This is a genomic window from Asanoa sp. NPDC050611, from assembly GCF_040654855.1.
In the GTDB taxonomy this organism is placed as follows: domain Bacteria; phylum Actinomycetota; class Actinomycetes; order Mycobacteriales; family Micromonosporaceae; genus Asanoa.
In genome coordinates this window covers 39,726-61,660 of the sequence record NZ_JBFAIU010000008.1, presented here as the reverse complement: position 1 = coordinate 61,660, position 21,935 = coordinate 39,726, and the positions used below count along the sequence as shown (strand labels likewise).

Here is a 21,935-nt window from a genome sequence, read left to right as displayed (position 1 = left end):
AAAACCATAGGTTCGAAACCCCTTTCGCTGTGTCTAGGGTAACACGCGGGAGCACCGATCGACCGCGCGGGAGCGGCGCATGCTCAGCACGTACTCGACGAGGCTGATCAGCACGTGCTTGGTTGAGTCACGGTTGCGGGCGTCGCAGGCCACCACCGGGACGTCGCTGGAGATCGCGAGGGCGTCGCGAACGTCCTGCGGGTCGTGGTACTGCACGCCGTCGAAGCAGTTGATCGCCACCAGGTAGGGCAGGCGGCGGTGCTCGAAGAAGTCGATCGCGGCGAAACAGTCGGCTAGTCGACGGGTGTCGACGAGCACGATCGCGCCGATCGCGCCTCGGACCAGCTCGTCCCACATGAACCAGAACCGAGTCTGGCCAGGTGTGCCGAACAGGTAGAGGATCAGGTCACGATCGATCGTGATGCGGCCGAAGTCCATCGCGACGGTCGTGGTCGTCTTGCCCGGCACCTGCCGGGTGTCATCGACGCCGACGCCGGCCGAGGTCATGATGGCCTCGGTGGTCAGCGGCGTGATCTCCGACACCGACCCGACCAGCGTGGTCTTGCCGACGCCGAAGCCACCGGCGATGACAATCTTCGCCGACGTCACACGACCAGCGCTCGGGCGGTGCGTCACGTCAGAGCCTGCGAAGTCCACTCAGCACCCTCTCCAGCAGTTCAGTGCCCACCGCATCGTTCGTGTCTTCCAGTGAGGTCGGTTCGTAGACCGCGACGAGCCCGTCGGCGGCCATGTCGGCGATCAGGACCCGGGCAACACCCAGCGGGAGTTGCATCCGGGCCGCGATCTCCGCGAGCGACTGCAACCGGCCGTCGCACAACGCGGCGATGTATTGGTGCTCGCGGCCGTGCCCACCCTTGGTTGAGTTGGCTGTCCGGCCACGGACCGTCGTCTCGACGAGTGCCTCGAGGGCGATCTCGAGTCGGGGTCGGGTGCGTCCGCGGGTGACGGCGTACGGCCGCACCAGCGCGCCGGTTGGCTCGTCTCTGTCGGTCATCGCCGTTCACCTCCTTCGCATCCGTTTCCGCTCGGCCCGACCGATCGGGACCCGTCGCGTGTGTTGTTGTGGTGGTGCTCAGTTCTCGGAACAGCTAGCCCAGCATGCCCGCGGCGGTGCGCGGCGCCGGTGTGAGCGCCTCACCGACCCGGTCGACCAGCAGCGCCATCTCGTAGCCGACCTGGCCGACATCGCAGCTGCGGGCCGCCAGGACCGCGAACGAGGAGCCGTCGGAGATCGACATCAGGAACAGGAACCCGTTGTCCATCTCGACGACGTTCTGCAGCACCGCTCCGCCTTCGAAGCAGCGTGCCGCACCCTGGGTCAGGCTGACCAGACCGGACGAGATCGCGGCCAACTGGTCGGCCCGGTCCCGTGGCAGGTCCCGCGACGAAGCGAGGAGCAGACCGTCGGCCGAAACCGCGATCGCGTGCGCGACACCCGGCACGCGGTCGGCGAAGTTGGCAAGCAGCCAGCCGAGATCTTGCGTGGTTGTCATCGTTCGTGCTCCTTCTGACCGCTCCCGGCACCCGGACCGTGGCCAGCTTGGGAGGGCTGCCCGGCCGGAGTCGTATCCGAAGTTTCGTCCTTGGGCTGGGTGCGACCGCGCTGCACACCTCGGTGGTAGGCCGAGAGCAGCCCGCGGACCGCTTCCGGCGTGCGCTTCTGCACCGAGGAAGCCGCCTTGTCGACCCCGCCCGGCACGAGCTGCGCCATCGGAACCCGCTTGGGCAGGCCGGCCTGCGTGGTTTCGTTCACTTGCATCTCCGACATGGCGGAAGCTGCCCGCCACCCGTCGTCCGCGGCCGTCGCCCAGGACTCCGGCTCTGGCCGGCGGGCGGCACCGTTTCCGTTGCCCTCGCCGTTCAAGCCGGTCGGCCGCGATTGCTGTGCGGGCCCCGCCGGGACCGGCCGCGACGGCAGGCCCCCGCCCGCAGCGCTGCCACCCGGCGCACCGCCACCCGGCACGCCGCCACCGGGCGCGCCGCCACCGACCGGGCTGCCCATGGGGCTGCCCGTGGCCGGCATCGTCCGTGACTGCGGCGAGCTGGTGAGCCGCTGGCTGGCCTCGACGGTGACGAACTGCTCCGTCGGTGCGGCGGTGGCACCACCACCCACGCGGGCGTCGGCGGTCGACGGCGCCGTGGTGGCTGCGGGAGCAGCTTCCGCGGTGCTCGGGGTCGGCGTGAGCGACGTCTCCTCCGAGGCGGACCGGCGCGTGCGGAACCACGCCGACTCCAGCTCGCGGAAGATCGGCAGCTCCATCGTCTCGTCGGCGAACCGGGCCTTGTTGGTGGCCGGGATGATCGGCGGGACGGCGGGCTGGGCCTGCGCCGCCGGTGCCGCGGCCGGGCGCTCGACCCGGGGCAGCTCGGCGGTCAGGTCGAAGCCGGCGCTGGCGTGCTCCGCGACCGGCTGCGGCTCGGCCGCGACCGGCGGCCACGCCGGTGGTGCCTGGCCACCCGCCGGTGCGCCGCCGAACGGTGCACCGGAGCGCCCGTTGCCGTACGGCGCCGCAGGGCTGGCCTGCGGCGGTGCGGCGGCGGGGGGCGCGGCCGGCGGCGGCGGAACGGCGGCCTGCGGCTGGCTCAGCGGAATGCGCTGGCTCTCCGGCTGTTCCGGTTCCCGCGTCGGCAGGCCCCCGGACCGGCCAGGAACGACCGGGCTGTCGGGCATGGCGATCGGCGGGCCGGCCGGCGCGCTCGGCGGCAGCGTGGGGCCGCCACCCAGCTCCCACGGCTCGGGCTGGCGCGGCGCGGCCGCGGGCCCGGGCGTCGACGGGGGCACCGAGATGACCGGTGGCACGGAGATGACCGGGGGCGCCGAGAACGGGGACGCGCCGGCGTCCCGCGGCGTCTGGCGCGGGATGGCGGGCGACTGCGGGCCGGCCGTGACCTCGCCCTCCACCGCCCAGCCGTCGGTCGAGCGGCGCTGCGGCAGCGTCTCGTCGCGCCGGCGCGAGCCGAACGCGTCGCCGAGGCCACCACCGCCACCACCGCTCTGCGGGCCGGCGCCGGTGAGGTCGGACCAGGCCGGCATCGCGCCGCCGGAGCGGCTGCCGTTGCCGTTGCCGTTGCCGAACCCGTTGGACGGCGCGTCGCCCGGCCGGCCACCGAACGCACCGGCGAAACCGCCGCCCGCGCCGGCGCCGGTGAGGTCGCGGTCGGACCGGGCCACGGGGCCGCTCTCCAACGCCAGCGGCGTGGCGAACGGCGACCGCGGGACCTGGCCCTGCGGCTGCTGCTGCTGGACCGGCACCTCAAAGGCCGTGCCGGCCTGCGGCCCGCGCCCGGCCAGTGCCCGGGGCACCAGGACCGAGGTGGGCAGCGCGACGTCGGCGACCGTGCCCCGGTCGGCGGCCGGGCGCAGCTCGACCTTGACGCCGTGCCGCGCGGCCAGCCGCGCGACCACGACCAGGCCCATCATCCGGGAGACGGCCACGTCGACCATCGGTGGCGTGGCGAGCCGCTCGTTGAGGTCGTGGAGCTGGTCGGGGGTGATGCCGATGCCGCGGTCCTCGACGTAGAGCACCGCGCGGTCACCCACCCGGCGGGCCTCGACCATGACGTGCGAGTCGGGCGGCGAGAACGCGGTCGCGTTGTCGAACAGCTCGGCGACCAGGTGCACGAGGTCGTTGACCGCGTGCGCGGCGACCTCGATGTCCCGGTCGATGACGCCGAACTCGATGCGGGTGTAATGCTCGACCTCGGACTGCGCGGCGCGCAGCACGTCGATCAGGGCGGCTGGCTCCCGCTGGATACGGGTCGAGTCCGCGCCCGCGAGCACCAGGAGGTTTTCGTCGTTGCGGCGCATCCGGGTGGCCAGGTGGTCGAGCTGGAACAGCTCGGCCAGGCGGTCCGGGTCTTCCTCGCCGCGCTCCAGCCGGTCGAGGTGACCGATCAGCCGGTCGACCAGGATCTGCGAACGGCGGGCGAGGTTGACGAACATCGTCGCGACGGAGGCCCGCAGGGCGGCCTGCTCGGCCGCGGTGCGGACGGCTTCCAGGTGGACCGCGTTGAACGCCTCGGTCACCTGGCCGAACTCGTCCTTGCTGCGGACGGGCAGCGGCTCGGCGATCTGGTTGGCCAGCTGGGCCGGCGACATCTGCGTCGACAGCGCCGGGTCACGCAGCCGGGACACCGCTTGCGGCAGGCCGTACTGCGCGACCGCGAGCGCGCCGTGCCGCAGCTCACGCAGCGACCGGGCCATCGACCGCGCGACCAACCAGGCGAACAGGATGGCCAGCAGCAGCATGGCCAGCAGCAGGCCGGTCTCGATGAGGACCTGGCGCTGCACGTCGTCGCGCAGCGTGGTGGCGGTGTCGACGACCGTGTTGTCGAAGCGCCGCTCGACGCTGCGGATCAAACGGCTGTGGCCGAGCAGCGCACTGTCCCACGCGTCGCGCGAGAACGGGGCGCCCCCGAGCTTGCCGTCGGTCGGCATGCTGCCGGTGATCCAGCCGGCGTAGGAGGTCGACGAGCGCAGGTCGGAACCCGCGACGGTCTGGTTGTACTGCTCGCGCTCGGGCAGGGTGGCGACCGCGATGAACGTCTCGTTCGCCTGCACCTGACCGGTCTGCGAGGCGATGAACTCCTTCTTGAGGTTCTGGTTCATCGTTTCGCTCGCGCTGTAGGCCTGCAGCACGACGAGGCGCTCCTGTGAGAGGAACTCCTTCTGCCGGGCGACGGCCGCGACGGCGCGCATCCGCTCGCTCAGCGTCGTGTCGGCGGCCAGCTGGGCGGCGCCGTCGCGGAGCGTGAGCAGGTTGTCGGTGAGGGCGTTGTATGCGTTGGCCGCGTCGGTGAAGGCGAACTTGCGCCCCGTCACCTGGCTGCGCACGCCCGGCAGGCCCTGCAGGCCCGCGTCGATCTGGTTGAGCGTCGAGACGAAGTTCGGCGGCAGGTCGTTGAGGGAGGCCCGCTGCGTCGCGTAGTTGTTGACCACGCGGTCGACCGCCTGCTGGGCGCTGTCGAACGACGCCCGGTATTTTGCCTGGTCGTTCGTCTTCTCGGCGCCCAGGAACAGGGCCGCCGCGGCGCGCTCGTTCTGCAGGTTCTGGACGAGATCCCCGGACGCTTCCACCACCACGGCGAGGTCGCGTGCCTGGTCCGCGTTCTCCGACGTCTCGATGTGATCGATCAGGCCGTTGGTGCCAACCACGATCGTCGCCAGGGTCGGCACGATCATGATGAGGCCGAGCTTCGACCAGATCGGCAGATCACGAAGCCGGCCGGCTGGCCGGCGGAGACGCGACATGAAGGAATTCGCCGTCTTCGGCCGCTTGCTCACGTCACCGCCCTCCGGTTCGGCGCCGTCAGGAAATTGCGCACGGGCACCGCCGATCGACCGACCCGGGCGGGTCGGACCCCCGGCATTCCATCACGTCGGCCTGCCAAAGAGAAAGCCCACCCTGTGCGTCATCGCCGTACCGATGCGATGTTCAGACCGTTTGTCAGCACGGCGTTTGGTTGAGGTCACCCTAGGTGAGGATCGATCTCCGTCGTGCGGTACTTCTTCCGTGGGGCGCGCGGGATTACGCCGGTGGTGCAATGCCCTTTTAGGGGAAGCACACCATGGATTAGTACGAACGGCCGGCGAAAATGGCCCGTTAAGTCTGGATTGGACTTCCGATTCGCCGGATTGTGCGCCTGACGAAGACGCCCATCACGCCAATTTGGCGTACGCGGGCTTGATCACCTCATTGATGATGGTGAGCCGTTCGTCGAAGGGGATGAAGGCGCTCTTCATCGCGTTGATGGTGAACCACTGCAGCTCGGCCCAGCCGTAACCGAACGCGTCGACGAGCAGCGCCATCTCGCGGGACATCGAGGTGCCGCTCATCAGCCGGTTGTCGGTGTTGACGGTGGCCCGGAAGCGCAGGTCGCGCAGCAGCCCGATGGGGTGCCGCTCGATCGACGGCGCGGCGCCGGTCTGCACGTTGGACGACGGGCACAGCTCCAGCGGGATCCGCTTGTCGCGCACGTACGCGGCGAGCCGGCCGAGCACCGGCTGCCCACCGGGGGTGATGTCGTCGACGAGCCGCACGCCGTGCCCGAGGCGGTCGGCGCCGCACCACTGGATCGCCTGCCAGATGGACGGCAGCCCGAACGCCTCGCCCGCGTGGATGGTGAAGTGGAAGTTCTCGCGCTGCAGGTATTCAAAGGCGTCGAGGTGGCGGGTGGGCGGGAAGCCCGCCTCGGCGCCGGCGATGTCGAAGCCGACCACCCCGGTGTCCCGGTAGCGGACCGCCAGCTCGGCGATCTCCGTCGAGCGCGCCGCGTGCCGCATCGCGGTCAGCAGCGTGCCGACCCGAATCTGCTGGCCCTTGGCCGCCGCCTCCGTCGTGCCCGCGGCGAACCCACGCAGCACCGCCTCGACCACGGCGTCGAGCGTCAGCCCGCGCTCCAGGTGCTGTTCAGGCGCGAACCGGACCTCGGCGTAGACGACGCCGTCCGCGGCCAGGTCGAGCGCGCACTCGGCGGCGACCCGGTGCAACGCGGCCGCGGTCTGCATCACCGCGACGGTGTGGTCGAACGTCTCCAGGTAGCGTTCGAGCGAGCCGGAGTCGGCCGACTCGACGAACCACTGCCCGAGCTCGCCGGGGTCGGTGGTGGGCAGGGCATGGTCGACATCGGCCGCGAGCTCGACGATGGTCGCCGGTCGCAGGCCGCCGTCGAGGTGGTCGTGCAGCAGCGCCTTGGGCGCCTTGACGATCTCTTCCATGCCGATTGCGACCATGGAAAGACCCTAGTGGCTGAGGATGGATGAACCGCGACGTTGTGGCGTACCTGCGTTGTCCGGTGTGCCGCGAAACACTCGAACCCGGCGAGTCACGCACGCTGCGCTGCCCACGGGGCCACAGCTTCGACCTCGCCAGGCAGGGGTACGCGGACCTGAGCGCCGGCCGCTCGCCGCACACCGGTGACACCGCGGAGATGGTCGCCGCACGGGCGGAGTTCCTCGCGGCGGGCCACTACGCGGCCATCTCCACGGCGCTGGCCGAGGCGGCGGCCGGCGCCACCGGGCTGGCCGTCGACGTCGGCGGGGGCACCGGGCAGCACCTGGCGGTCGTCCTCGACCAGCACCCCGAGCTGCGCGGTCTCGTCGTGGACGCGTCGAAGCCGGCCCTGCGCCGGGCCGCGCGGGCGCACGACCGGGCCGGCGCGGTGCGGGCGGACGCATGGGGCCGGCTGCCGCTGGCCGACCACGACACGGCCGTGCTGCTCGACGTCTTCGCGCCGCGCAACGGCGCCGAGTTCCACCGCGTGCTGCGCGCCGACGGCCGGCTGCTGGTCGTGACGCCGGAGCCGGACCACCTGGCCGAACTGGTGGCGGGGCTGGACCTGCTCTCCGTCGACCCGGCCAAGGAGGAGCGCCTCGCCGCCGGCCTCGAACCGCACTTCGCCCTGACCAGCCGGCGGTCGCTGCGGTGGACCATGCGACTGGATCGGGCGGAGGTCGCCACCGTGGTCGGCATGGGCCCGAGCGCCTGGCACCGCGCCCCGGGCACGATCGACCTGCCGACCCCGCTGGACGTGACCGCCGCGGTGCGCCTGGACGAGTTCCGGCCTAGGTAGAGAGGTCGACTTCTTCCCAGCCGCCGGGCGGCTCGTGGTAGGGCCCGCGGAACACCACCGCCCACTCCAGCGCCCAGCGGCGCTGCCCGATCGCGTTGGCGTCGATGACGCCCGGCAGGTTCATGCCCCGCCGCTCCGCCTCGAGGTAGCTCCAGTCGAGGCAGTAGTAGAAGTCGAGCATCGCGGCGGCCTCGGCGGCGTCCCGCGGCGCGGCCAGGATCCGGGACCGCCACGCCCGGAATGTCTCGCCTTCCGGCAGGTGCGGCAACGCATCCATCAACCGCTCGTCGGTCGGCGCCGTCGGGTCGAGGTGCTTGCTCATCCCGAGCAGCCAGGCGAGCGCGAAGATGGCGTCGTGGTGCAGGACGAAGGACCGGCGGTCGCCCCGCTCGGCCACCACGAACTGCCATTCCGGCGGTGTGACCAGCTCGACCAGGTGTGAGGTGAGCAGCCAGCTCATCGCCGCCTGGGGCGGCATGCCGAAACAGCGGGCCAGCACGAGGTGCAGGATCGCGGTGCGCGCCTCGATGTCGCCGGTGGGGCGCAGCTCGACTTCGTCACCTGGCTCCCACACGAGCGGAAACCCGGTCGGCGGCGTCGGCAGCCGGAGTCGGCGCAGCTCATCGACGCTCGCGGCGCGGATGGGCCGCGGGTCGGGAGCAGACACGGACACGGCGTTCGTTCCTCTGGCGTCGGTGATCCCCCTGGCCAGCGAGGATAGCCGTTCCGGGCGCCCAGCGGAATGTCAGGCGAGCCGATCGATGACCAGTGGCGCCGTGGCCTGCGGTGAACTGCGCACGGACACCGCGCCGGCGGCCGCCTCGATGGCCGCGGCGAACCGGGCCGGGTCGTCGGCGCGCAACTCGTAGAGGGGCTCGCCGGCCCGCACCGGGTCGCCGGGCCGCCGGTGCAGCACGACGCCGGCCGCGGCCGAGACCGGGTCCTCCTTGCGCGCGCGGCCCGCACCGAGCCGCCAGGCGGCGACACCGATCGCGTACGCGTCCACCGCGGCGACGAACCCGTCGGTCTCGGCGGTGACCGTGTGTGTCTCGCGAGCGGTCGGCAGGGCCGCGTTGGGGTCACCGCCCTGCGCGCGGATCATCGCCCGCCAGGAGTCCATCGCGCGGCCGTCGGCGAGCGCCGCGGCCGGATCCGCGTCGGGCCTGCCGGCCGCGGCGAGCATCTCGCGCGCCAGCGCGAGCGTCAGCTCGACCACGTCGGGCGGGCCACCGCCCGCGAGCACCGCCAGCGACTCCTCGACCTCGACGGCGTTGCCGATCGTCAGGCCGAGCGGCGTGGACATGTCGGTGAGCAGGGCGACGGTCTTCACTCCATGGGCCTTGCCCAGGTCGACCATGGTCCGGGCCAGCTCGCGGGCGTCGTCGAGGGATTTCATGAACGCGCCCGAGCCGACCTTGACGTCGAGCACCAGCGCGCCGGTCCCCTCGGCGATCTTCTTGCTCATGATCGAGCTCGCGATCAGCGGGATCGCCTCGACGGTGCCCGTGACGTCGCGCAGCGCGTACAGCTTGCGGTCCGCCGGTGCCAGCCCCTCGCCCGCGGCGCAGATGACCGCGCCGACGTCCCGCAACTGGGCGATGAACTCGGCGTTGTCGAGCCGGGCCCGCCAGCCCGGGATGGACTCGAGCTTGTCGAGCGTCCCGCCGGTGTGGCCGAGGCCGCGTCCGGAGAGCTGCGGCACCGCGACGCCGCACGCGGCGACGAGCGGGGTCAGCGGCAGCGTGATCTTGTCGCCGACACCGCCGGTGCTGTGCTTGTCGGCCGTCGGCCGGTCCACCGCGGAGAGGTCGAGCCGCTCACCGCTCGCGATCATCGCGGCGGTCCAGCGGGCGATCTCGGCCGGCGTCATGCCGCGCAGCAGGATTGCCATCGCCAGCGCGGACATCTGCTCGTCGGCGACCAGGCCCTTGGTGTAGGCGTCGACCACCCAGTCGATGGCGGCGTCGGAGAGCACCCCACCGTCGCGCTTCGTCCGGATGACATCGACCGCGGCGAAGCTCATCGCTCGACCACGCTTCGCGTGGTCGCGCGTTCGCCGGGCGTGCTGAGCCAACTGGTTCGCCCGCTGCGCTCCCTCACGCCTCCCACCGCTTCCCGATCTCGGCGGGCGGCTCGCCCTCGCCCGCCCACCAGGTGTCGCCGGCCTCGTCGACGATCACGATCCGGGCCGTCCGGGCCCGCGCCCACTCGATGCCCTCGCGCGGCTCGTGCCAGGTCGGCGCCTCCTCGAGGATGCCGGTCTCCTCACCCTCGCCGGCCGACCGCTCCCAGTAGCCGGTCCAGACCAGTTCGCCACCGGCGCTGTCGGTGTGCACGAAGACCGTGCCACGGCCGCGCCAGCGGGCCAGCCGCTCCGGCACCTCGGGGATCGTGGCGCGCGGGCGGTCGAGGTCGGCCGGGCCGAACGCGTGCGGCAGCAGGTCGCCGACGCGCAGCGGCTCGGGCACCGCCTCGACGAGGCACTCCGGGCCGCCGTGTTCGAAGAGCAGCTGTCGGCACCGGCCACAGGGCATCAGAGGCGCTCCGGCGCCGTCGACGCAGGAGACCGCGACCAGCCGGCCGCCGCCCGAGGCGTGCAGGGCCGAGACCATGCCGCACTCGGCGCACAGCGTCACGCCGTACGACGCGTTCTCCACGTTGCAGCCGGCCACGATCCGCCCGTCGTCGACGAGCCCCGCGGCACCGACCGGAAAGTCCGAGTACGGCGCGTACGCGTTACCCATCACCTCGACGGCGGCCGCCCGCAGCGCCACCCAGTCGATCTCCATGAGCAGACCCTAACCCTTGATATAGGGCGTTCCGTCCGCGGCGGGCGCGCGCACCCGGCCGACCAGCCCGGCCACCGCGACGATCGTGGCGATGTACGGCAGCATGTTGAGGAACTGGCTGGGAATCGGGCTGTTGATCGAGCCGAGGCTGAACGCCAGCGCGCTGCAGAAGCCGAAGAACAGTGCCGCCAGCGTCGCGCCGATCGGACTCCACCGGCCGAAGATCAGCGCGGCTAGGGCCACGAAGCCGAGGCCGGACGTCATGTTCTTGTTGAAGTTGGTCGTCGACAGCAGCGTGAAGTAGGCGCCGCCGAAGCCGGCCACCAGGCCGCCGACCAGGACGTTGCGGTAGCGCAGGGCCAGCACCTTCACGCCCAGCGTGTCGGCCGCCGCCGGGTGCTCGCCGACGGCCCGGGTACGCAGGCCCCACCGGGTGTAGAACAGCCCGACGTGGATCAGGATCACCAGCACGATCGCGCCGTACAGGAAGATGTTGCCCTTGAACAGCGCCGGGCCGATCAGCGGGATCTTCGAGAGCCCCGGGATGTCCCACTCCGGCACGAACGTCGGCTGGTTGTACTTCGACTGGTCCTTGGCCATGAGCTGCTCGTAGAGGAAGCCGGTCAGGCCCAGCGCGAACACGTTGAGCACGACGCCGAGCACCACCTGGTCGACCAGGAAGCGGATCGCCAGCACCGCCAGCAGCAGCCCGATGATCAGGCCGCCCACGCCGGCGGCCAGGATGCCGACCCACACGCTGCCGGCCAGCGTCGCGAACATCGCCGCGGCGAACGCGCCCATCAGGAACTGGCCCTCGATGGCCACGTTGATCACGGCCGACCGCTCGCAGAGCACACCGGCCAGCGCGCCGAGGATCAGCGGCAGGGCCAGCGTCACGGAACTGCGGGCGACGCTGCCGAGCGGGATCGTGTTGAGGTTGTCCGGCGCCTGGGAGAGCTGCCAGCAGAGGAACGAGATCAGCGCGGCGACGATGCCGAGGCCGAGCAGCCAGCCGAACCAGCGCCGGGCGGTGACCAGCATCGCGGCGCCGGCCAGCGCGGCGATCGCGCCGAACACGATCGCGCCGACCGTGCCGTTGATCCCGACCGCGCTGCCGCTGATCGTCTCGGCCAGCGTGAACTCGGCCTTGCGTCCGGTGGCGAGCGCGCCGAAGAGCAGCGCGGCGACGATGCCGACGGCCGCGAGGCCGACGCCGACCTTGCGCTGCCGGGTCCAGTAGCGGACCGGCTCGACGACCGCCTGGGCCGCCTCGACGGTGCTGGCGGTCACGGTCTCACCATCCCTTGGACATGCCGGTCCCGAGCCCGCTGACCTTGGCCGGCCGGAGCCGGAACACGGTCTTCACCAGCGCGGGCGCGGCGACGAAGATCACTATCAGCGCCTGGATCACGCCGACGAGCTCGAGCGAGATCCCGGAGAACGACTGCATGCGGTTGCCGCCGGCCTGCAGCGCGCCGAACAGCAGCGCCGCGAACAGCACGCCCCACGGCTTGGCGCGGCCGAGCAGGCCGACCAGCAGGCCGTCGAAGCCGACGCTGCCGATCACGGCGCCGGTCAGGCTCACCGCGGTGCCCATCACGATGGTCGCGCCGCCGAGCCCGGCCAGCGCGCCCGCGACGGTCATCACGAGCACGTAGGTCGACCCGACACCGATGCCGGCGGTGCGCGACGCCTCGGGGTTGAGGCCGACCGCGCGCAGCTCGAAGCCGAACGTCGAGCGGCGCAGCATCCAGGCGATCGCGGCGACGACCAGGATCGCGACCACGATGCCGAGGTTGACCCGCAGGCTCGGGCCGAGGAAGCCGAGCAGGTGCGTGAGCTGCGCGGAGTCGTCGACGGGCTTGCTGATCGCGTCGCTGCGCGCCGGGTCCTGGATGCCCTTCTGGACGATCAGCCAGCCCAGGAAGAACAGCGCGACGTAGTTGAGCATGATGGTCGTGATGACCTCGTGCGCGCCGGTGCGGGCCTTGAGGAAGCCGGGGACGAAGCCGTACATGCCGCCGAACGCCGCGCCGAAGACCAGCGCCACGACCAGGTGGATGCCGACCGGCAGCGGCAGCAGGAAGCCGGCGATGGCGGCGCCGACCGCGCCCATGATCGCCTGGCCCTGCACGCCGATGTTGAACAGACCGCCGCGGAACGCGACCGCGAAGGCCAGACCGGTCAGCGCCAGCGGTGCCGCGTAGGTCAGCGTCTCCGAGATCGGGAAGAACACCCGCTCCCACGGTCCGGTGCCGTTGACCGCCGCCTGCACCGCGGCCGGGTCGACGATCGAACCCTTGAACAACTGGGCGTACGCGTCGCTGACCTTGTCCCACGACAGGCTGAAGAAGTCGGACGGCCGGCTGAAGAAGTAGGAGAACGTGGCGCGCACGGCCTCGTCGGAGATCGCGATCAGGATGCCGCCGATGACCAGCGCGAGCAGCACCGCCAGCACCGTCACGGTGAACGTGTTCGCGGTCCAGAGCGTGGCGAGGTAGCGCCCGGCGAACGTCTTCGGCGGCGGCAGCTGGTCGGCACCGGCCGCGGCGAGGTCCTCCGCGGTCGCCGTCGTCTGCTCAGTCATCGTGAGTGCCGTCCTTCGCGGTGCCGTCCGTGGTGACGCCCGCCATCAGCAGACCGATCTCCTCGCGCGGGGTGTCCGGCGACACCTCGGCGATCACCCGGCCCCGGTACATCACGGCGACCCGGTCGGCGAGCGCGAGCACCTCGTCGAGCTCGCTGGAGACCAGCAGCACGGCCGTGCCCTCGCCGCGCTCGTGGACGATCTGCCGGTGGATGAACTCGATCGACCCGACGTCGACGCCGCGGGTCGGCTGGGCGGCGATGAAGAGCTTGAGCGGCCGCGAGAACTCCCGGGCGACGATCACCTTCTGCTGGTTGCCGCCGGAGAGCGTGCCGACGGCCGCCTGGCCGGCGGCGTCGGTGCGGACGTCGAACTGCTCGATCCGGGCGCGGGCCGAGTCGGCGATCGCCTCGGGGCGGACCACCCAGCGGGTGCCGTACGGCTCCGTGTTGTAGATGTCGAGCACCAGGTTCTCGGCGACGGTGAAGTCCTTGACCAGGCCGTCGACGCTGCGGTCCTCGGGGACGTAGCCGACGCCGGCGCGGAGGATCTCGCGTGTCGACAGGCCCTGCATCGGGCGACCGCCGAGGGTCGCGTCACCGGCGACCAGCGGGCGCAGGCCCATGATCGCCTCGATCAGCTCGGTCTGGCCGTTGCCCTGGACGCCCGCGATGCCGAGCACCTCGCCCGCCCGGACGGTCAGGTCGACGCCGTCGACCGCGCGGTGGCCGCGGTCGTCGTTGACGGCGAGGCCCGCGACCTCGAGCACGGGCGCGCCGGGCTCGGCGGCGCCCTTGTCGACCCGCAGGAGCACGGAGCGGCCGACCATCAGCGAGGCCAGTTCCTCCTCGCTGGTGTCGGGCGGTGCGGTGCCGACGGTGCGGCCGCGGCGGATCACGGTGATCCGGTCGGCGATCGCCTGGACCTCTTTGAGCTTGTGCGTGATGAAGACGATGGACTTGCCGGCCGCCTTGAGCGTCCGCATGATCTCGAGGAGGTCCTCGGTCTCCTGCGGGGTCAGCACGGCGGTCGGCTCGTCGAGGATCAGCAGGTCGACCTCGCGGGTCAGCGCCTTGACGATCTCGACGCGCTGCTGCACGCCGACCGCGAGGTCCTCGACGGTGCGGTCCGGGTCGACGGCGAGGCGGTAGCGGTCGGACACCTCGCGGACCAGCTTGCGCGCGCGCCGCCGGTCGAGGAAGCCGATCGGGCCGCCGCTGGTCTGCTCGGCGCCGAGCATCACGTTCTCGGCGACGGTGAACACCGGCACGAGCATGAAATGCTGGTGCACCATGCCGATGCCGGCCGCGATCGCGTCGCGCGGACCGCGGATCTGCACCGGCTTGTCGTCGACGAGGATCTCGCCCTCGTCGGGCTGAAGCAGCCCGTAGAGGACGTTCATCAGCGTCGACTTGCCGGCGCCGTTCTCGCCGAGCAGGGCATGGATCTCGCCGGGCTCGACGGTCAGGCTGATGTCGTCGTTGGCCACGAGGTCGCCGAAGCGCTTGGTGATGCCGCGCAGTTCGAGTCTCAGCGTGACCTCCTTCAGACGGTGCGGAAATTCTTCACGATCGGCCCCGGCCGGGGAACAGCCGGTCCCACCAAAGTGGGACCGGCTGTTCGGCCGGGATCTTCAGATCACTTGGGCTGGGCCGGGGAGGTCACCTTCACGGTGCCCGCGATGATGTCGGCCTTCAGCTTGTCGACCTCGCCCTTCAGCTCGGCGCTGACCTTGCTGTCGAACTCGTGGTACGGCGCGATCGAGACGCCCTCGTTCTCCAGCGTGCCGAGGTACGAGCCGGTCAGCATGCCGGTCGAGTCGGCGCCCTTGACGGCCGCCTCCTTGACCGCTTCCGGGATGTTCTTGACGACGGTGGTCAGGAACGAGGAGCAGTACTGCTCCGCGCTCTCGCAACCGTCGACGTCCACCCAGACGACCGCGTACTTGCTGGCCGCGTTGGCCGCGGTGCCGAGGCCCGTGCCGCCGGCGACCGGCATGATCACGTCAGCGCCCTGGGCGACGAAACCGTCCGAGAGGGCCTTGCCCTTGGTCTGGTCGGTGAAGCTCTCGGCGAACGAGCCGTTCTGCGCGGCCTTGTCCCAGCCGAGCACCTGGACCTTGTCGTTCTTCTGCTGGTTCCAGTAGGCGACGCCGTCGGCGAACCCGTCCATGAAGATCGTGACCGGGGGAATCTTCAGGCCGCCGTACGTCGCGACCTTTTTGCTCTTCGAGTAACCCGCCGAGAGGTAGCCGGCGAGGAACGCGGCCTGCGCGGTGTCGAACTGCATCGGGTAGACGTTGGTCGCACCCGGGATCGCGGCGTCGACGATGGCGAACTGCTTGTCGGCGTTGGCCGCGGCGACCTGCTTCGTGGCGTCGCCCATCAGGCCACCGACGGCCAGCGTGAAGTTGCAGTCCTGCTGTGCGAACTGCGTCAGATTCGGGACGTAGTCGGCCTCAGCCTTGGACGACACGTTCTTGGGCTCGGCCAGCTTGGTGCTGGCGGCCTTGGCCTCCTGGAGACCCTTCCACGCCGACGCGTTGAACGACCGGTCGTCGATGCCGCCGATATCGGTGACCATGCACGCCTTATAGGTGCCCGCGGCGGGTGCGGCGCTGCTGTCGCCGGTCCCGCTGCTGCTTTCCGGAGCGTCACCACACGCGGCAAGGCCCGCTGCGAGGCCACCCACCGCGAGTATCGCGACGATCCGCATCCCACGCACAGAGCGCAAGACGGTCTCCCTTCCCATTACACACCGCAAGGGATGCGCGGTGAGTTCACGTTGCGCAGGACTGTACGCCCAGCAAACGCGCGGAACGAAAATCCAGACTCGACTGTTGGATGCCCGTTACGCAGGCGTGACTTGGGCCTGCGCGAAATCGCCCGGCGAGTAAGGAAGGGCCCCTTCCCAACGCTTTCCGCATGGGAAGGGACCCTTGTTAACCGATGTCGCTCAGGCCGCGACCGCCACGTGCTCGGCGTCGGCCGACTCCGCGGCGACTGTCCGGGTTCGGACACCGCCGGCGAGGGCGAGGAGCAGACCGACGAGGGCGTACGCCCCCAGCACCCAGGCCGGCGCGGCAGCGCCCGCGCCGTCGAAGAACGCGGTCGACCGCAGCAGCGAGCCGCCCGCACCGATCGGCAGGAACTGGCCGATCGCGCCCCACGGCTGCGGCAGCAGCTCGGGCGCCGCGCTGACCGCGGAAAGCGGGTTGCCGACCAGGAACACGAGCAGCACGGCGAGCGCGATGCCGGGCCGGCCGACGGCCGCACCGAGGCCGGCCACGATGCCGGCGACCGCGGTCGCGAACAACCCGATCGCGGCGGCGTTGAGCAGGTAGTCGCCGGTCAGCACGCCGAGCCACTCCTGCAGCACCAGCGGACCGACGAGGCCGGCGAGCACGCCGAAGGTCAGCACGCCGGTGAACCGGGCCCAGCGGGCGCGGACCAGCAGGGCGAGCGCGGCACCGGCGGCCAACGCGGTGAGGGCGAGCGGCAGGAACCCGGACGCGAAGCCGGCACCGCGCGGGTCGTCGGGCGATCCGGGCACGACGTCGGTGACCTGGGCGTTCATCCCGGTCGCGGCCTGGCCGACGAGCTGCGCCACGGTCGGGCTCGCGCCGCTGGCGGTGTGCACGGCCGGGCCGGCCGGACCCATCACGAACGCGGCGTAGGCCTGGTTGTCGCGGAGGATCGCGTCCGCGGCGGCCGCGTCGGGCGCGCGGGTGATCTCGAACGCGCCCGGCTCGCGCTGTGCGAGCTGGGCGGCCAGTGCGTCAGCGGCGGGCGCCGGACCCGCGACGACGACCGGCAGGTCGCGCGGGCCGAGGTTGGCGGCGGGTGCCGCGAAGAGCGGGACGAGCAGAGCCTGCACGACCACGATGCCGACCCCGATCAGGACGGCGATCAGGAGCGGCGGGCGACCCTGGCGAGGCATGACCATCTCCTTAAAACGAATGCTCGTTCTTCTTTGTTGACCCGAGCATCCCATCGATGGCTGTCCGTGGTCAAGAACGAGCGTTCGTTTTACTATGTGTGCCATGCCACGCGTCTCGGAAGCCCACCTCGCCGCCCGCCGCCAGCAGATCCTCGACGCCGCCAAGCGGTGCTTCATGCGCGACGGCTTCCACAACACGTCGATGCAGGACGTGATCGCCGAGGCGGGGCTCTCGGTCGGCGCGGTCTACCGCTACTTCAAGAGCAAGAACGAGCTGATCACCGCCATCGCGGAGTCCGTGATCGGCGACGCCTCCGCGATGTTCGAGGAGCTGGCCCGGCACGAGCCGCCGCTGTCGCCCACCGAGGCCGTCGAGCGGGCGGTCACGTTCGTCGACCGCGAGACCGGCCCCGACGGCCTGCTGCGGATCGCGCTGCAGGTCTGGGCCGAGGCCATGCGCGACCCGGCGCTGGCGGAGTTCGTCAGCAACGCCTACAGCCGGATGCGGGGCCACTTCGTGCAACTCGCCACCCGCGCCCGCGACGCCGGCCAACTCCCGGCGGACGCCGACGTCGAGGCGATCGGCGCGGTGCTGTTCGGCATGGTTCCCGGCTACGCGCTGCAACGCATGCTCTCCGCCGGCCCCGACGCCAAGACCTACAGCGCGGGCTTACGCACGCTCGTACCGTAAGCGAGCTTGTTTCGAGTTTGTTGCTAGACGGCAAGGGCTTGCGAAAGACGCGAAAGACCAGCGGATATCGTGCAGCCATGCGTGCCCGCCTGTCCGACATCGCGCTCCGGGCGCGGGTCAGCGAGGCGACCGTCTCCCGGGTGCTCAACGACAAGCCGGGCGTCTCCCCCGACACCCGCGAAACGGTCCTCGCGGCCCTCGACGCGCTCGGCCTCGAGCGCCCCAGCCGGCTGCGTAGGCGCAGCGCCGGGCTGGTCGGGCTGGTCGTGCCGGAGCTGGGCAACCCGATCTTCCCGGAGTTCGCGCAGACCATCGAGTCGGCGCTCGCCCAGCGCGGCTACACGCCGGTGCTGTGCACGCAGACGCCGGGCGGCGTGACCGAGGACGAGTACGTCGAGATCCTGCTCGACCGCCAGGTGAGCGGCATCGTGTTCGTCTCCGGCTTGCACGCCGACGCCACCGGCGATCACGAGCGCTACCGCCGGCTGGTCCACCGTGAGCTGCCGATCGTGCTGGTCAACGGCTATGTCGACGGGCTGCCCGCGCCGTTTGTCTCGCCCGACGAGCAGGCCGCCGCGGAGATCGCCGTGGCGTATCTCACGACCCTCGGCCACCGCCGGATCGGCCTGATCAACGGGCCGGACCGCTTCCTGCCGGTGCGCCGCCGGATCGCCGGCTTCCGCGCCGCCATGCGGACCACGCTGGGTGTCGACGACGACGAACTGATCTCGCTGTCGCTGTTCGGCGTCGAAGGTGGCGAGGCGGCCACCCACCGACTGCTGGACGCCGGGGTGACCGGAATCGTCTGCGGCTCGGACCTGATGGCGCTGGGCGCGATCCGGTCCGCCCGCCGCCGCGGGATGCGCGTGCCGGCCGACGTCTCGGTGGTCGGCTACGACGGTTCGCCGCTGATGGCGTTCACCGACCCGCCACTGACCACCGTCCGCCAGCCGGTCGAGGCGATGGCGGTGGCCGCGGTGCGCGCGCTGGTCGACGAGATCGAGGGGCATCCCGCACCCCATTCGGAGTACCTGTTCCGTCCGGAACTCGTCGTCCGATCGTCGACGGCGATCGCCAACACGCACTGAAACCGTCCCGTTGCGAAGCTTGCGCAAGGTCTGACGGGTCCTTGCAGACCCCGGGTTGTTTCCGGCATGCTTCTGCGGTGCCAAAGGAACGGGGTCAATTCGCGTTCAATGCGGATGAACTAGGCGCAGGCTGGTGGCGCACCGCGGTCGTCTACCAGGTCTACGTGCGCAGCTTCGCGGACTCGAACGGCGACGGCATCGGCGACCTCGCGGGTCTCCGCGACCGCCTGCCGTACCTCCGCGACCTCGGCGTCGACGCCATCTGGCTGACGCCCTTCTACCGCTCGCCCATGGTCGACGGCGGCTACGACGTCACGGACTACCGCGAGGTCGATCCGATGTTCGGCGACCTCGCCGACTTCGACGCGATGATGACCGAGGCCCACGCGCTGGGCCTGCGCGTGATCATCGACGTGGTCCCCAACCACACCTCGAGCGCCCACCGCTGGTTCCAGGCCGCGCTGGCCGCCGGGCCGGGGTCGCCCGAGCGGGCGCGCTACATGTTCCGCGACGGCCGCGGCCCGGACGGCGCCGAGCCACCCAACGACTGGGAGTCCATCTTCGGCGGCGACGCCTGGACCCGCGTCCCGGACGGCCAGTGGTACCTGCACATCTTCGATCCCGAGCAGCCCGACCTGAACTGGGAGCTGCCCGAGGTGCGGGCCGAGTTCGAGGACATCCTGCGCTTCTGGCTCGACCGGGGTGTCGACGGGTTCCGGGTCGACGTCGCGCACGGCAACATCAAGGCGCCCGGGCTGCCCGACGTCGGCTACAGCAGCAGGACCGGCCGCAACCAGCGGCAGAGCCGGCTGCTGGAGGGCACCACGCTGCCCTACTTCGACCAGGACGGCGTGCACGAGATCTACCGCGCCTGGCGGAAGATCCTCGACAGCTACGCCGGCGGCCGGATGGCGGTCGCGGAGGCGTGGGCGTCGTCGCCGGAGCGGCTGGCCCGTTACGTCGGCCCCGACGAGCTGCACCAGGTCTTCAACTTCGACTTCCTGCACGCGACCTGGACCGTCGACTCGTTCCGCAAGGTGATCGACACCGCGCTGGCCGAGGCCCGGCTCGTCGGTGCGCCGACCACCTGGGTCCTGTCCAACCACGACAAGCCACGACACGTCACGCGGTACGGCGGCGGCGCGCTCGGCCTCCGCCGGGCCCGGGCGGCCGCCCTGCTGATGCTCGCCCTGCCCGGCGTCGCCTACCTCTACCAGGGTGAGGAGCTCGGCCTCGACGAGGTCCTCGACCTGCCCGACGAGCTGCGCGAGGACCCGGCGTTCCGGCGCACCGGCGAGAGCCGTGACGGCTGCCGGGTGCCGCTGCCCTGGTCCGGCGACGCGGCGCCGTACGGGTTCGGCCCGGCCGGCGCCTGGCTGCCCGCCCCGGCGAGCTGGGTCGCGCACACCGTCGAGGCGCAGGCCGGCGACCCCGGCTCGACGCTCGCGCTCTACCGGGCCGCGCTGGGGCTGCGCCGCGCCGAGCCCGGCCTGGCCGGCGGCGAGCTGTCCTGGCTGCAGGCGGAGCCGGGCGTGCTGGCGTTCCGGCGCGGCGACCTGACCTGCGTGGTGAACCTCGGCGGCGAGCCGGTCGACGTGCGCCCGTACGGCGTGCCGATCCTGTCCAGCGCACCCCTCGAGCAAGATTTTCTGCCGGTCGACGCGGCCGCATGGTTGAAACCGGCGACGGCGGGGTAAGGCGTTACCTACGAGGCCCCTGTGGTGGGGGTGTGGTGGGTACGGTGCCCCGGCGTGACGACGCCGGGGCACCACCGCGTTTCAGGGGTTGTCGGCCCTGGGTGCGGTGAGCCTGGCGGCGATCCGGCCCCAGCCGGCCATCAGCTGGTCGGGCGTGGGTGGCGGCGCCGCGTAGCCCGCGTCGTTCTCGCCGAACGTCTCGCCGATGTCCGGGTCCGCCTCGTCCAGGTCGAGGTCGTCCAGCGCGCCGTCGGCCGGCCGCTCCTCCCGGAACGCCGAGATCCGGGCCGCCTCGATCTCGGCGCGGATCTCCTCGGTCGAGATGTGCGGCATGCACGGCTCCACGACGGCCATCAGCTCCTCGTCGGCGACCACCGACTGGGCCAGGGCGAGCGCGTGCGGCCGCTCGTACGGCCCGCTCACGATCGGCTCCCAGTCCTCGTCGTCACCGATCGGCCCGAACGTGATGATCCACGGCAGCGCGTGCAGCGGCGAGTCGTCGGCCAGCCGCAAGGTCACCAGTGCACCCATCCGACCATCATGCGCCGTGGTGGCCCTCCGGGTTGCCGTTCTGAGCGTCATCTTCGTCATTGTCGACGGGTGAGACGGCGTGCGGCGGGGGCAGGTCGGGCTGCGACGCGCCGAGGTCGCGCACCGTGCCGTGGCGGTCCGTGGCGGCCACGGCGGCGGCCCAGATCAGGATCTGGTTGTAGAGGTACAGGTAGATCAACAACCCGACCGGACCGACCAGGGCGTACGCGGCGTTGTCGCGCACCCAGTTGACGTAGAGCCGGCCGACCGAGTTGAGCACGGTCAGTCCACCGGCGACCATGATCATCGGAACCACCAGGCGGCGCGGGCTCATCCGGATCCGCGGGATCGCACACAGCAGCGCGAACGCGATCACCAGGTTGACCAGCACGGTGAGCACGTAGGTGAGCACCATCAACCACGTGCCGTGGCCGCCGATGGCCCAGGTGAGCAGGGTCCTGAGCCCGTCGACGGCGCCTACCGAGGCGATCACCATGGCGAGCACGATCAGCAGCACGCCGAGGTCGATGATCCGGCGCACGACGAGGTTGCCGGGCTGCTGCTGGAAGCCGTGCACGGCGCGTTGGGAGGAGCGGATCGCCTCGACCCAGCCGATGCCGGTGAAGACGAGGCCGACCAGGCCGACGATGCCGATCGGGCGGCCGGTGGTCTGCACCCCGCTGACCGCGTCCTGGACGTTCTGGATGTCGAGGAACGGCAGGTTTCCCGCGATGAAGGTGACGACGGCCTCGTTGATCCGGGCGTTGCCCAGCGTGAAGCCGAACACCGCGTAGCCGACCAGGGCGAACGCGAAGATCGCGAAGAAGCCGTAGTACGCGATGGCCGCGGCGAGCCGGCCGCCCAGCACGAAGCCGAACCGGTCCGCGGCCCGGTAGACGTGGTCGAAGACGGCGGACCGCTCCCGTGCGCGGTCGAAGGCCCGGTTGACGCCGGCCTCGATCCGCGCGAGTGGGTTCACAGGCTCATTGTTGCGGATCAAGCGGACCCGCGAGCCGCAGC

The 21,935-nt window shown here is 71.5% G+C and carries 19 protein-coding genes; 4 read left to right on the top strand and 15 right to left on the bottom strand.

Annotated features, from left to right (window positions below):
- Positions 1-33 precede the first annotated feature (33 nt).
- The 5 genes from AB0H87_RS02755 to AB0H87_RS02735 form a co-directional block, all read right to left on the bottom strand.
- Positions 34-657: an ATP/GTP-binding protein gene (locus AB0H87_RS02755; protein ID WP_360138483.1), complete on the bottom strand. Its 624-nt coding sequence runs from the start codon at positions 655-657 to the stop codon at positions 34-36.
- A complete protein-coding gene (locus AB0H87_RS02750; RefSeq protein WP_203701264.1) occupies positions 638-1,015 on the bottom strand; it encodes a DUF742 domain-containing protein in 378 nt (125 codons plus the stop codon). Before AB0H87_RS02750 ends, AB0H87_RS02755 begins: the two co-directional genes overlap by 20 nt.
- A gap of 94 nt (positions 1,016-1,109) precedes the next feature.
- The gene (locus tag AB0H87_RS02745; protein ID WP_203701263.1) at positions 1,110-1,514 is read right to left on the bottom strand and encodes a roadblock/LC7 domain-containing protein; all 405 of its coding nucleotides are present in this window, start codon (positions 1,512-1,514) and stop codon (positions 1,110-1,112) included.
- Positions 1,511-5,305, bottom strand: coding sequence for a nitrate- and nitrite sensing domain-containing protein (locus tag AB0H87_RS02740; RefSeq protein ID WP_360138478.1), 3,795 nt, complete (start codon positions 5,303-5,305; stop codon positions 1,511-1,513). Before AB0H87_RS02740 ends, AB0H87_RS02745 begins: the two co-directional genes overlap by 4 nt.
- Positions 5,306-5,680: 375 nt before the next feature.
- A complete protein-coding gene (locus tag AB0H87_RS02735) occupies positions 5,681-6,754 on the bottom strand; it encodes an adenosine deaminase (RefSeq protein ID WP_360138475.1) in 1,074 nt (357 codons plus the stop codon).
- Positions 6,755-6,780: 26 nt separating this feature from the next.
- Here AB0H87_RS02735 and AB0H87_RS02730 point away from each other — a divergent pair, with 26 nt between their 5' ends.
- Complete coding sequence (locus AB0H87_RS02730; protein WP_360138472.1) at positions 6,781-7,593, top strand: putative RNA methyltransferase; 813 nt, start codon at positions 6,781-6,783, stop codon at positions 7,591-7,593.
- Here AB0H87_RS02730 and AB0H87_RS02725 read toward each other — a convergent pair.
- The 8 genes from AB0H87_RS02725 to AB0H87_RS02690 form a co-directional block, all read right to left on the bottom strand.
- A complete protein-coding gene (locus AB0H87_RS02725) occupies positions 7,586-8,266 on the bottom strand; it encodes a DUF4272 domain-containing protein (RefSeq protein WP_360138469.1) in 681 nt (226 codons plus the stop codon). The genes AB0H87_RS02730 and AB0H87_RS02725 overlap by 8 nt on opposite strands.
- A 72-nt stretch (positions 8,267-8,338) precedes the next feature.
- Positions 8,339-9,616 carry a thymidine phosphorylase gene (locus AB0H87_RS02720; protein WP_360138466.1) on the bottom strand — a complete coding sequence of 426 codons (1,278 nt, stop codon included), beginning with the start codon at positions 9,614-9,616 and terminating at the stop codon, positions 8,339-8,341.
- A 73-nt stretch (positions 9,617-9,689) separates the two neighbouring features.
- A complete protein-coding gene (locus tag AB0H87_RS02715) occupies positions 9,690-10,382 on the bottom strand; it encodes a cytidine deaminase (protein WP_360138463.1) in 693 nt (230 codons plus the stop codon).
- A gap of 9 nt (positions 10,383-10,391) precedes the next feature.
- Complete coding sequence (locus AB0H87_RS02710) at positions 10,392-11,672, bottom strand: ABC transporter permease (protein ID WP_360138460.1); 1,281 nt, start codon at positions 11,670-11,672, stop codon at positions 10,392-10,394.
- Between the two features lie 4 nt (positions 11,673-11,676).
- Positions 11,677-12,969: an ABC transporter permease gene (locus AB0H87_RS02705; protein ID WP_360138457.1), complete on the bottom strand. Its 1,293-nt coding sequence runs from the start codon at positions 12,967-12,969 to the stop codon at positions 11,677-11,679.
- Positions 12,962-14,458, bottom strand: a complete 1,497-nt coding sequence (locus tag AB0H87_RS02700) for an ABC transporter ATP-binding protein (protein WP_360138454.1) — start codon at positions 14,456-14,458, stop codon at positions 12,962-12,964. Before AB0H87_RS02700 ends, AB0H87_RS02705 begins: the two co-directional genes overlap by 8 nt.
- Positions 14,459-14,607: 149 nt before the next feature.
- Complete coding sequence (locus tag AB0H87_RS02695) at positions 14,608-15,684, bottom strand: BMP family ABC transporter substrate-binding protein (protein WP_360138491.1); 1,077 nt, start codon at positions 15,682-15,684, stop codon at positions 14,608-14,610.
- Positions 15,685-15,924: 240 nt separating this feature from the next.
- Positions 15,925-16,908 (bottom strand): hypothetical protein, encoded by a 984-nt coding sequence (locus tag AB0H87_RS02690; RefSeq protein ID WP_360138451.1) that lies wholly within the window; start codon positions 16,906-16,908, stop codon positions 15,925-15,927.
- 103 nt (positions 16,909-17,011) lie between these two features.
- Here AB0H87_RS02690 and AB0H87_RS02685 point away from each other — a divergent pair, with 103 nt between their 5' ends.
- The 3 genes from AB0H87_RS02685 to AB0H87_RS02675 all read left to right on the top strand — a co-directional run bounded on the left by AB0H87_RS02685 (position 17,012) and on the right by AB0H87_RS02675 (position 20,384).
- The gene (locus AB0H87_RS02685; RefSeq protein ID WP_360138448.1) at positions 17,012-17,599 is read left to right on the top strand and encodes a TetR/AcrR family transcriptional regulator; all 588 of its coding nucleotides are present in this window, start codon (positions 17,012-17,014) and stop codon (positions 17,597-17,599) included.
- Positions 17,600-17,676: 77 nt separating this feature from the next.
- Positions 17,677-18,687, top strand: coding sequence for a LacI family DNA-binding transcriptional regulator (locus tag AB0H87_RS02680; protein ID WP_360138445.1), 1,011 nt, complete (start codon positions 17,677-17,679; stop codon positions 18,685-18,687).
- Between the two features lie 77 nt (positions 18,688-18,764).
- On the top strand, positions 18,765-20,384 hold the full coding sequence (locus tag AB0H87_RS02675; RefSeq protein ID WP_360138442.1) for a glycoside hydrolase family 13 protein: 1,620 nt from the start codon (positions 18,765-18,767) through the stop codon (positions 20,382-20,384).
- 81 nt (positions 20,385-20,465) lie between these two features.
- On the opposite strand, the gene AB0H87_RS02670 is transcribed toward AB0H87_RS02675, so the two are convergent.
- The gene (locus AB0H87_RS02670; RefSeq protein ID WP_360138439.1) at positions 20,466-20,915 is read right to left on the bottom strand and encodes a hypothetical protein; all 450 of its coding nucleotides are present in this window, start codon (positions 20,913-20,915) and stop codon (positions 20,466-20,468) included.
- 7 nt (positions 20,916-20,922) lie between these two features.
- Positions 20,923-21,894, bottom strand: a complete 972-nt coding sequence (locus tag AB0H87_RS02665; RefSeq protein WP_360138436.1) for a YihY/virulence factor BrkB family protein — start codon at positions 21,892-21,894, stop codon at positions 20,923-20,925.
- Between the last annotated feature and the right edge of the window lie 41 nt (positions 21,895-21,935).

Bases quoted from the DNA above. Each gene is read 5' to 3' on its own strand.
- AB0H87_RS02750 (WP_203701264.1), bottom strand. From the start codon at position 1,015: ATGACCGACAGAGACGAGCCAACCGGCGCGCTGGTGCGGCCGTACGCC.
- AB0H87_RS02745 (WP_203701263.1), bottom strand. From the start codon at position 1,514: ATGACAACCACGCAAGATCTCGGCTGGCTGCTTGCCAACTTCGCCGAC.
- AB0H87_RS02735 (WP_360138475.1), bottom strand. From the start codon at position 6,754: ATGGTCGCAATCGGCATGGAAGAGATCGTCAAGGCGCCCAAGGCGCTG.
- AB0H87_RS02730 (WP_360138472.1), top strand. From the start codon at position 6,781: ATGAACCGCGACGTTGTGGCGTACCTGCGTTGTCCGGTGTGCCGCGAA.
- AB0H87_RS02720 (WP_360138466.1), bottom strand. From the start codon at position 9,616: ATGAGCTTCGCCGCGGTCGATGTCATCCGGACGAAGCGCGACGGTGGG.
- AB0H87_RS02715 (WP_360138463.1), bottom strand. From the start codon at position 10,382: ATGGAGATCGACTGGGTGGCGCTGCGGGCGGCCGCCGTCGAGGTGATG.
- AB0H87_RS02705 (WP_360138457.1), bottom strand. From the start codon at position 12,969: ATGACTGAGCAGACGACGGCGACCGCGGAGGACCTCGCCGCGGCCGGT.
- AB0H87_RS02695 (WP_360138491.1), bottom strand. From the start codon at position 15,684: ATGCGGATCGTCGCGATACTCGCGGTGGGTGGCCTCGCAGCGGGCCTT.
- AB0H87_RS02690 (WP_360138451.1), bottom strand. From the start codon at position 16,908: ATGCCTCGCCAGGGTCGCCCGCCGCTCCTGATCGCCGTCCTGATCGGG.
- AB0H87_RS02685 (WP_360138448.1), top strand. From the start codon at position 17,012: ATGCCACGCGTCTCGGAAGCCCACCTCGCCGCCCGCCGCCAGCAGATC.
- AB0H87_RS02680 (WP_360138445.1), top strand. From the start codon at position 17,677: ATGCGTGCCCGCCTGTCCGACATCGCGCTCCGGGCGCGGGTCAGCGAG.
- AB0H87_RS02670 (WP_360138439.1), bottom strand. From the start codon at position 20,915: ATGGGTGCACTGGTGACCTTGCGGCTGGCCGACGACTCGCCGCTGCAC.